The organism is Streptomyces sp. 8K308, from assembly GCF_004348315.1.
In the GTDB taxonomy this organism is placed as follows: Bacteria; Actinomycetota; Actinomycetes; order Streptomycetales; family Streptomycetaceae; genus Streptomyces.
In genome coordinates this window covers 1-8,753 of record NZ_SMKC01000303.1, presented here as the reverse complement: position 1 = coordinate 8,753, position 8,753 = coordinate 1, and the positions used below count along the sequence as shown (strand labels likewise).

Sequence of the window (8,753 nt, the reverse complement as noted above, 5' to 3'; positions counted from 1 at the left end):
GGGAAAGACCCGCAACCCCTACAGCGGCTTCACGAAGCAGCGGCTGCTCTCCGACTCCCGGTACAGGCCGAACTTCTCGGCGTCCGGCACCAGCACGTACCCCGAGCTGCGGTACAGCGCCACGGCCTCCGGCTGCGCCGTGCCCGTCTCGAGGACCATCCGCTTACGGCCCGCCGCCCTCGCGTCCTCCTCGAGGCGGGCGAGGATGACGCGCGAGAGCCCCTTCCCGCGCGCCTCCCGGACCACGAACATCCGCTTGATCTCGGCGTCGCCGTCCGCGTACCCCTCCTCGCCGGCCGCGTCCTGGGCGCGCCAGCCGCCGGTGCCGATCGGGCGACCGCTCTCGTCGTACATCAGCAGGTAGACGCCGCGCGGCGACACGAACATCTCGGCGTCGAGCGGGGTGATGTCGCCCTCCCCCTCGTAGCGCTCCGCGTACTCCGCTTGCACCTCGTCGTTCAGCTTGACCGCGTCGGGGTGGTCGAAGCGCACGATACGTATGTTCATGCAGGTCATAGTACGAATTGCGGTCGAGTGGCGCGGCTCACGTCCTACGCTGCCGGCATGACGTCCATCCACTACGCCTGGCGCGGCGAGCTGACCCACGACGAACTGGCGGACCTGCACGCCGAGGGCTTCGGCGGACCGCCCGCCGCCCAGGCCGACTGGCCGGAACAGCTGCGCCGGCACAGCCTCGGCTGGGTGTGCGCGCGGCGCGCGGCGGACGGCCGGCTCATCGGGTTCGTCAACGTCGCCTGGGACGGCGGCGCCCATGCCTTCCTCCTCGACACGGTCGTCGCCGCCGACCACCGCCGCCTCGGCGTGGCCGCCCGCCTCGTGGCCCTCGCCGAGGCCGAGGCCGGCGCTGCCGGCTGCGACTGGCTGCACGTCGACTTCGAGGAGCACCTGCGCCCCTTCTACCTCGACGCCTGCGGCTTCCGCCCGACCCCCGCCGGCCTCATCCCGCTCCGCGCCCACGCCCGGACCTGACCGGGCGGGGCCGGGCACGGGCCGGAACGCGCTATCCGACGGAGCTCACGGCGGCGCCCGCGTCGGCCAGGCCGGCGCCGCAGTCCTCGCCGCAGCTGGCGATGGGCCTGGCGGCGGACGTGACGGCGTCCGACACGTCGGCCGGCGCGAGGGCCGGGTCGCGTTGCGGCAGCAGGGCGGCGAGCGCGGCGACGTGCGGGGTGGCCTGGCTGGTGCCCTGGAGGTACCAGTAGGCCTCGTCGGCGGGCGTGGTGGTGCCGGAGTTGTAGGTGGACAGGATGTTGTCGTCCACGTTGGGACCGCCGCCGTCGGGCGCGGTGACCTCCACCGTGCTCCCGTGGTTGGAGAAGTAGGCGCGGTCCCCGGCCCGGTTGCTGGCCGCGACGGTGATCACGTCCTCGCAGTTCGCCGGCGCGTAGGCCGCGGCGTCCTCATTGGCGTTGCCCGCGGCAACGACGACGGTGGCGCCCTGGGCGACCGCGAAGTCGATCGCGTCCTGGTAGACCGTGGCGCAGGGCGACTTGCCGCCCAGGCTCAGGTTGACGACCTGGGCCGGGGTGGGGTTGTCCGGGATGCCGGGCACGGAGCCGCCGGCCGCCCAGATGATCGCCTCGGCGATGTCCGAGCTGTCGCCGCCGCACAGCCGGAGTACCCGCACCGGCTGCACGGTGGCGCCGTGGGCGGTGCTGGCCACGCCCTGGGCGTTGCCGGTCTCCGCCGCCACGGTGCCCGCGACGTGGGTCCCGTGCCAGCACGACGCCCTGGCCGGCTCGTCGGGGCCGCATACGCCGGCGTCCGACCAGTCCCCCGGGGCGTGGTAGTCAGCGTCGCGCCCGTCGCCGTCCCTGGCGCGAACGGGATCGGAGACGAAGTCGTAGCCGTCGACGACCCGCGACTCCAGGTCGGAGTGCGTGACGTGGCCGGTGTCGATGACGGCGACATTGACGCCCTCGCCGGTCGCGAGGTCCCAGGCGTACGGGACGTTCCTGCCCGCCTGTTCCTCGTGCAGGTCCCACTGAGCGGGTAGCCCTGGTCGTCGGGCTCGGCCATGGGCCGGGCCACGACGTCGGGTTCGGCGTACGCGACGTTCTCCTCGGCCGCGAGGCGCGTGGCGATGTCGTCGAGCGGCCGGGCCGACGCCTCCCCTTCGTCGTCCCGGTCCAGGCTCAGCAGCACGGCCCCGGTGGCCAGGCGGCGTTGGAACGTCAGGGGCTGCTCTGTGCTCGCCGCCATGGTCCGCACGGCCTCCCTGACGGCCTCGTCCGAGCTGGCCTCGGGCGAGCCCGGCTCGTAGCCGACGACCAGTTGCCGGGGCTGCGACAGACTCGCCTCCGCGCCGGCCCCGGGCGCGGGCGCCCGCTCGGCGGAGTGCGCGGCGCCGCCCGAGACCAGCAGGCCGGGCACGGCCACGGCGGCCAGCGCCGCCGTCAGGACCATCGCTCGCATACGTCGGGCAGGGTGCACGGGGTCTACCTTCTGGGCGTCATCGGTTGCCGAGGAGCTCCCGCCGGTTTCCCGACGTCTCCGCGGGCGTGCGGGAACTCCGGCCGGGCAGCGCCTCTCCCCTGCCGCATGGCCGCCGGAGCGCGACGGGAAGCGGGAAACCACCCTCACCGGTGACAGCGCGGGGACGGCGCCGGCGCGCGCCGTCCCCGGTGCGCGGGGGCGCGGGTCGTCCCAGGAGCGCGGTGCGTTACGGTCATTTGGTGCAACAGCTCACCGTGACCACCGTGAACGTGAACGGCCTCCGCGCCGCCGCCAAGAAGGGGTACCTGCCCTGGCTCGCCGGCACGGCGGCGGACGTCGTGTGCCTCCAGGAAGTGCGCGCCGAGGAGGCCCAGTTGCCGGCCGAGGTGGCCAGGCCGGCCGGCTGGCACGTCACCTACGCGCCGGCCGAGGCCAAGGGCCGGGCCGGCGTGGCGCTGCTCACCAGGCGGGAGCCGGAGGCGGTGCGGGTGGGCTTCGACCACGCCGAGTTCAAGGCCTCGGGCCGCTATCTGGAGGCGGACCTGCCGGGGCTCACCGTCGCCAGCCTGTACCTGCCCTCGGGCGAGGTCGGCACCGAGCGGCAGGACGAGAAGGAGCGCTTCATGGCCGCGTTCCTCCCCTACCTCACCGGGCTGCGCCAACGTGCCGCCGCCGAGGGCCGCGAGGTGCTGGTCTGCGGCGACTGGAACATCGCCCACCGCGAGGCCGACCTGCGCAACTGGCGCGCCAACCGCGCCAACTCCGGCTTCCTGCCGGAGGAGCGCGCCTGGCTCGGCCGCGTCCTCGACCCGGCGGACGGCGGCTACACGGACGTGGTCAGGGCGCTCCACCCCGACCAGGAGGGCCCCTACTCGTGGTGGTCCTACCGCGGCCGGGCCTTCGACAACGGCACCGGCTGGCGCATCGACTACCAGATCGCCACCCCGGGCCTGGCCTCCCGCGCCGTCAAGGCACACGTGGAGCGCGCAGCGACGCACGCCGAACGCTGGAGCGACCACGCGCCGGTGACCGTCGTCTACTCCAGGTAGGAGGCACGCCCGTGTTCGACCCCCACGATCTCCAGCTCCCCGTCGTGCAGGCGCCGTTGGCCGGGGGGCCCGGCACGCCGGAGTTGGCGGCGGCGGTGGCCGGGGTCGGTGGGCTCGGCTTCCTCGCCGCCGGCTACCGGTCGGCGGGCGAGGTCGAGGCGCAGATCAGGGAGACCAGGTCCCGCACCACGGGGCCGTTCGGCGTCAACGTCTTCGTCCCGCGCCCGATCCCCGACCCGGCAGGCGCCGCGCGCTACCGCGCCGAGCTCGCGGCCGAGGCCGAGCGGTACGGCGTGCCGCTGCCCGACCAGGACCCGGCGGACACCGACGACTGGGACACCAAGCTGCGGCTGCTCGCGGACGACCCGGTGCCCGTCGTCTCCTTCACCTTCGGCCCGCCGCCGGCCCCGGCCGTCGCCGCCCTGCGGGCGGCCGGCACGTGTGTGGTCGCCACCGTCACCACCACGGACGAGGCGCGCGAGGCGGCGGCGCTCGGCGTGCACGCGCTGTGCGTGCAGGGCCCGGAGGCCGGCGGCCACCGGGGCACGTTCGACCCGGCGGCCGACCCGGACCCCACCCCGCTGGCCGCGCTGCTCCCCGCCGTCCGCGCCGTCACGGAGCTGCCGCTGATCGCCGCCGGCGGCCTGACCACCGGCCGGGACGTGGCGGCGGCCCTGGCGGCCGGCGCGGTGGCCGCGCAGGCCGGCACGGCCTACCTCCGCACCCCGGAGGCCGGCACCTCGGCGCCCTACCGGGCGGCGCTGGCCGACCCGGCGTTCGACGCCACGGTCGTGACCCGCGCGTTCACCGGCCGCCCGGCGCGCGGGCTGCGCAACCGGTTCATCGACGCGCACCACGCCACCGCGCCGGCCGCCTACCCGCTGCTCCACCAGTTGACCCGCCCGCTGCGCGCGGCGGCGGCCGTGGCCGGCGACCCGCACGGCCTGAGCCTCTGGGCCGGCGCGGGCCACCGCCACGCGACGGCGGCCCCCGCCGCCGACGTCACCCGCCGGCTGGCCGCCGGCTGACGTCCTCGGGTGGGCCGAGTCGGTGCGGGACGCGGAGGGCGAGCAGGGCGACGTCGTCGTCGCTGCCCGGCGCACGGGCCCGGCTGAGCAGCCTGTCGGTGAACGACTCCAGGGGGCGGTGGGCCAGGGCCGCGGCCTCCCGCCTGAGTCGGTACAGGCCCTCGTCGATCGAGCGGCTCGGCGACTCGACGAGGCCGTCCGTGAAGAACAGCAGGGTCGAGCCGGGCGGCAGCGTCGTCTTCGCGTCGGTCCTGGCCCGGTCGGGCGCGACGCCCAACAGCACGCCGTGCCCGCCGGTGAGGTCGTGGACGAGTCCGTCGTGGGTGATCAGCAGGGGCGACGGGTGGCCCGCGTTGGTCCAGGACAGTTCGCACCGCCCCTCGCCGGTGACCTCCAACCGGGCGAAGATCATGGTGGCCATGGAGATCTCGGCGATGTGCGAGGCCGCCTCGTCGAGCCGCTCGACGATCTTGCTCGGTCGTCTCCGCTGCCGGGTCCACGCGTAGGCGCGGAGCATGTTGCGCAGCTGCGCCATGCCCGCCGCGGCGTCGAGATCGTGCCCGACGACATCCCCGATGACCAGGGCCGTGGCGCCGTCGGCCAGCGCGAAGGCGTCGTACCAGTCACCGCCCACCTGCGAGGCGTCGCTCGCGGGCGCGTACCGGACGGTCAGCTCCAGGCTGGGCACGTACGGCATCTGGGGCAGCAGGTGGCGCTGCATGGTCTCCGCCACCCTGCGCTGCCCCTGGTAGAGACGAGCGTTCTCCACGGCGATGCCGGCGCGGCGTGAGATGTCCTCGAGCAGCGCGATGTCGGCCGCCGTGAACCGCGCCGGCTGCTCGGAGCGGCCCAGGGTCAGGGCGCCCATGACCTCCCGCGGACCGCGGATCGGCGCGGTGATGGCCGAGTGCATGCCGGTCTCCGCGAACAGCCGGCGTTGTTCGAGGGCGATGCCCGAATCCAACGGGCCCTGGTAGGTCTCGGGCTCGGCCGCCGTGGAGGCGGCCCCGCGCAGCGCCCTGGCCAGCGGCATCGGGGACTCCCGCGGCACCGGCGGCAGCGCGCCCTCCAGGTCCTCCCGCCTGACCACCTCGTCGTTCTCCGTGTGCGCGACGGCGAAGCGCCACACCTCGTCCCGCTCGGTGATCAGGTCGACGACGGCCCAGTCCGCGAGGCGGGGCAGCACCAGGTCCACCAGCCTCTCCAGCGTCTCGTCCACCTCGAGCCTGCCGGCGGCCAGCACGGTGGTCGCCTCGGCCAGCAGGGCCAGCCGCTCCAGCTCCGTGATCGGCGCCCCCGCGCCCCACAGCCGGGAGGCGGGCTGCCCGGCGCTCTCGGGGTGGAAGAGCACCAGCGTGGCCCGGCGGCCGTCGCCGAGCTCGCACGGGGTGGCCAGCCAGGAGACCCGCAGCAGCGAGCCGTCACCGCGCTCCGCCCACTCTCCGGTCGTCTGGGCCGTTTCGCCGGCGAGGATGGCCTTGCGCAACCTGCACTGGGCGCGCGGCAACGTCCCGCCCTGGCGGTCGCGGTGCAGCAGGTCGTGCTCGTCCTGTCCGACCAGTTCCGCCGCGGGTCGGGCCAGCAGTCGCTGGGCCCACGCGTTGACGCCGAGGATGATGCCACGGCCGTCCAACAGCTCGGCGCCGGTTCCCAGGGCGTCCAGATCGAGCGCGAAGCCCTCCAGACCCTCGCCAGAAGGTCGCTCGCCGGACGTGCTCGCCGCCTCTGGGTTGTCCTCCACCTGCCGTCTCCTCGTGCCGGGGCCCCGCCCGCACGCCCGAGTTCCCGCACCGAGGCCGGTGACACCCGCCCGACCGGGCGGGCGACCGCGGCGGGGGCGGCCCCCGCCCGGAATGGGCCGCTGCCGATTGCACTACACCGTGCAGTTGATAAGGTAAACCGCACGGTGTAATTTCGCTGGCATGTCCTACCCAGAACCCCGCTACCACGGGGACACCGGCCAGGTCAGCGCGGTCCACCGCCCGGCCAGCGCCGGCCCTGACCTCGTCTCGCCGTCCGGGACGCGCACCTTCTACCTGGCGACCGGCAAGCCCGCCGGCAAGCGGCTCTCGGCGACGACCGACGGCGAGTTCGGGCTCTACCACGTCGTTGACCTGGTGCCGGGCGCCGGCACCGGCACGCACTTCCACCGGACGATGTCCGAGTCGTTCTTCGTCACCTCGGGATCGCTGCGGGTCTTCGACGGCGAGCGCTGGGTCGACGCACCCAGGAACGACTTCCTCTACGTGCCGCCCGGCGGCCTGCACGCCTTCGCCAACGAGTCAGACGAGCCCGTCTCGTTCCTGATGCTCTTCACGCCGGGGGCGCCGCGCGAGGGCTACTTCGAGCACGTCTCGGAGCTGGCCGGCCTCAGCCAGCAGGAGCGCGAGGACTTCTTCGTGGCGCACGACAGCTACTTCATCGAGCCGAGCCAGCAGGGTCCCAGGCCGGACGGGCGGTCTTGAACCCGACCGCCGCCGGGCCCGGGCGGCCGGAGAAGCGGCGGGCGATCACCGAGGCCGCGCGCCGGGTCTTCGGCACCGAGGGGTACGCCCGGGCGGCCGTCGACACCATCGCCGCCGAGGCCGGGGTGTCCAAGCGGACGGTCTACAACCACTTCCGCGACAAGGAGGACCTGTTCCTCTCGGTCGCGTTGGAGGGCGCGCACGAGGTCACCGCCACCATCGCCCACCTGATGGAAAAGCACCTCCGCAAGATCCTGGACGTGACGGACGACCTGATCGCGTTCGGCCTTGACCGGGTCGCGGCCGTCGAGCGGTTCCCCGACCATTTCGCGCTGGTCCGCACGATCGAGGCCGAGGCGGCCCGGATACCCCGCCCGGTCCTCGACGCGTGGATCGCGGCCGGCCCGCAGACGGCGCACCTCAGGCTCGCCCCCTACCTGGCGCGGATGGCCGACCACGGCCACCTCACCTTCGACGCCGCCCCCGAGCAGGTCGCCGACCACTTCAACCTGCTCACCGTGGTGAACGTGAACCAGCGCACCTTCTACGGCGCGGTCCCGCTCCCCCAGGACGAGGTCGAGGACCTGGTGACGGTCGGCGTCCGCACCTTCCTCCGGCTGTACGGGGCGGTCAACGACCGGCCGTGAGTGCCGCCACCAACCCCGGCACGTCCACCGGCCCCGTCGTGTCCACGCGGTGCACCACCCCGAGACCGAGCGGTTCGGCGTTCCGCGACCACAGCTCCCAGTCGCCGTCGTAGCCACCCGCCCGCTCGGGGTGCACGGCATGCCGCGCGGCCATCCGGGCGCCGCAGCGACGACGGGCGACCTCCACCGGCACGTCGCACCAGACCTCGTGCGCCTCGGCCTCGGCCACTCCCGCGCGCCGCAGCCCCGCCCGCACGACCGGTCGCAGATGGGCCAGCCACGGGCTCTCCAGAACGGCCCCACCGCGCGCGTCCGCCAGCAGCGTCCACAGCGTCTCGCCGGCGGCAGCCCCCAGGACTCGACTCCACTCACGGTCCGGGAGACCGGAAGGACGCGTCACCGCCAGGGTGTCCGCCAGGGTCTCCTTCACGGCGTCCTTGCTCAACAGCGGCAGGGCCAGCTCGTCGGCCAACGCCCGAGCCAGCGTCGACTTCCCCGCCCCCGGCAGCCCGTTGACCAGTACCGTGACCATTCGACGAGCCTAGCGCCGCGCACACCTCGGCCATGCCCGGCCGGTCGGACGGGCGCGGACTGATCATCGCCTGCACGAACTCCCCCATTTTGCCGGGGATTTCGCCCAGCCGCCGCCCACGCCACCGCGCGATGTGCCGCCGCTGCGTCTCGCCATCCGCCTCGGCGGGGAAGTCCACCACCCGCCGCCCGGTCAGGCTCATGACAGGCTGGCCCCGGAACGCGAACACGTCCGACTCCCGGGTGGGCGTCGCCCGGCCCGTGGCCAGCACGCTCCGCGACAACTCCGGGCTCTCGTAGCGCACGAGACACCCCCGGAAGTCGAAGTCACACCACGCCGGGATCTCCCCACCACGGGCCAACGCCAGGTCGATCAGCCGCGCCCGCCCTTCCGTATCCACGATGAAGTGCGCGGGCTGCACGTCCCCGTGCACCCAGCCCGCCTCGTGCAACTCCGCGAGCGCGCGGGCACACGCGAGCGCCGTCCGCACGTCCGGCTCGCCGCCCGCCAACCGGTACGGCTCCCAGAGCTCCCAGAGGCTCACCCCCGCAACCACGGCTGCGCGCCCCACGTCC

10 protein-coding genes are annotated in these 8,753 nt (G+C 74.5%); 6 read left to right on the top strand and 4 right to left on the bottom strand.

What is annotated here, in order from left to right; all coding sequences use genetic code 11:
* Positions 1-18 precede the first annotated feature (18 nt).
* Positions 19-507: a GNAT family N-acetyltransferase gene (locus tag E1265_RS29100; protein ID WP_132933982.1), complete on the bottom strand. Its 489-nt coding sequence runs from the start codon at positions 505-507 to the stop codon at positions 19-21.
* Positions 508-564: 57 nt separating this feature from the next.
* Between E1265_RS29100 and E1265_RS29095 the strand changes: the two genes are divergently transcribed.
* Positions 565-990, top strand: coding sequence for a GNAT family N-acetyltransferase (locus E1265_RS29095; protein ID WP_132933981.1), 426 nt, complete (start codon positions 565-567; stop codon positions 988-990).
* A 31-nt stretch (positions 991-1,021) separates the two neighbouring features.
* Here the strand turns inward: E1265_RS29095 and E1265_RS29090 are convergent, their stop codons facing one another.
* Positions 1,022-1,999: a S8 family peptidase gene (locus E1265_RS29090; RefSeq protein ID WP_132933980.1), complete on the bottom strand. Its 978-nt coding sequence runs from the start codon at positions 1,997-1,999 to the stop codon at positions 1,022-1,024.
* A 105-nt stretch (positions 2,000-2,104) separates the two neighbouring features.
* Here E1265_RS29090 and E1265_RS29085 point away from each other — a divergent pair, with 105 nt between their 5' ends.
* The 3 genes from E1265_RS29085 to E1265_RS29075 all read left to right on the top strand — a co-directional run bounded on the left by E1265_RS29085 (position 2,105) and on the right by E1265_RS29075 (position 4,534).
* Positions 2,105-2,284, top strand: a complete 180-nt coding sequence (locus E1265_RS29085) for a hypothetical protein (protein ID WP_132933979.1) — start codon at positions 2,105-2,107, stop codon at positions 2,282-2,284.
* A gap of 412 nt (positions 2,285-2,696) precedes the next feature.
* Positions 2,697-3,506, top strand: a complete 810-nt coding sequence (locus E1265_RS29080) for an exodeoxyribonuclease III (protein WP_165953924.1) — start codon at positions 2,697-2,699, stop codon at positions 3,504-3,506.
* A gap of 11 nt (positions 3,507-3,517) precedes the next feature.
* Positions 3,518-4,534, top strand: a complete 1,017-nt coding sequence (locus tag E1265_RS29075; protein ID WP_132933978.1) for a nitronate monooxygenase — start codon at positions 3,518-3,520, stop codon at positions 4,532-4,534.
* Here E1265_RS29075 and E1265_RS29070 read toward each other — a convergent pair.
* Complete coding sequence (locus tag E1265_RS29070; RefSeq protein ID WP_132933983.1) at positions 4,509-6,218, bottom strand: SpoIIE family protein phosphatase; 1,710 nt, start codon at positions 6,216-6,218, stop codon at positions 4,509-4,511. The two genes, E1265_RS29075 and E1265_RS29070, sit on opposite strands and share 26 nt — an antisense overlap.
* A 238-nt stretch (positions 6,219-6,456) precedes the next feature.
* Between E1265_RS29070 and E1265_RS29065 the strand changes: the two genes are divergently transcribed.
* Positions 6,457-6,999 (top strand): cupin domain-containing protein, encoded by a 543-nt coding sequence (locus E1265_RS29065; RefSeq protein ID WP_132933977.1) that lies wholly within the window; start codon positions 6,457-6,459, stop codon positions 6,997-6,999.
* Entirely contained in the window at positions 6,996-7,646 is a 651-nt protein-coding gene (locus tag E1265_RS29060) for a TetR/AcrR family transcriptional regulator (RefSeq protein WP_132933976.1), read from the top strand. The genes E1265_RS29065 and E1265_RS29060 overlap by 4 nt, the downstream gene beginning before the upstream one ends.
* On the opposite strand, the gene E1265_RS29055 is transcribed toward E1265_RS29060, so the two are convergent.
* On the bottom strand, positions 7,630-8,178 hold the full coding sequence (locus E1265_RS29055; protein WP_132933975.1) for an AAA family ATPase: 549 nt from the start codon (positions 8,176-8,178) through the stop codon (positions 7,630-7,632). The genes E1265_RS29060 and E1265_RS29055 overlap by 17 nt on opposite strands.
* Positions 8,179-8,753: the final 575 nt, after the last annotated feature.

What these genes read in the sequence shown, in the direction of transcription:
- E1265_RS29100 (WP_132933982.1), bottom strand. Translation starts at nt 507, where the DNA reads ATGAACATACGTATCGTGCGCTTCGACCACCCCGACGCGGTCAAGCTG.
- E1265_RS29095 (WP_132933981.1), top strand. Translation starts at nt 565, where the DNA reads ATGACGTCCATCCACTACGCCTGGCGCGGCGAGCTGACCCACGACGAA.
- E1265_RS29085 (WP_132933979.1), top strand. Translation starts at nt 2,105, where the DNA reads ATGTCGTCGAGCGGCCGGGCCGACGCCTCCCCTTCGTCGTCCCGGTCC.
- E1265_RS29065 (WP_132933977.1), top strand. Translation starts at nt 6,457, where the DNA reads ATGTCCTACCCAGAACCCCGCTACCACGGGGACACCGGCCAGGTCAGC.
- E1265_RS29055 (WP_132933975.1), bottom strand. Translation starts at nt 8,178, where the DNA reads ATGGTCACGGTACTGGTCAACGGGCTGCCGGGGGCGGGGAAGTCGACG.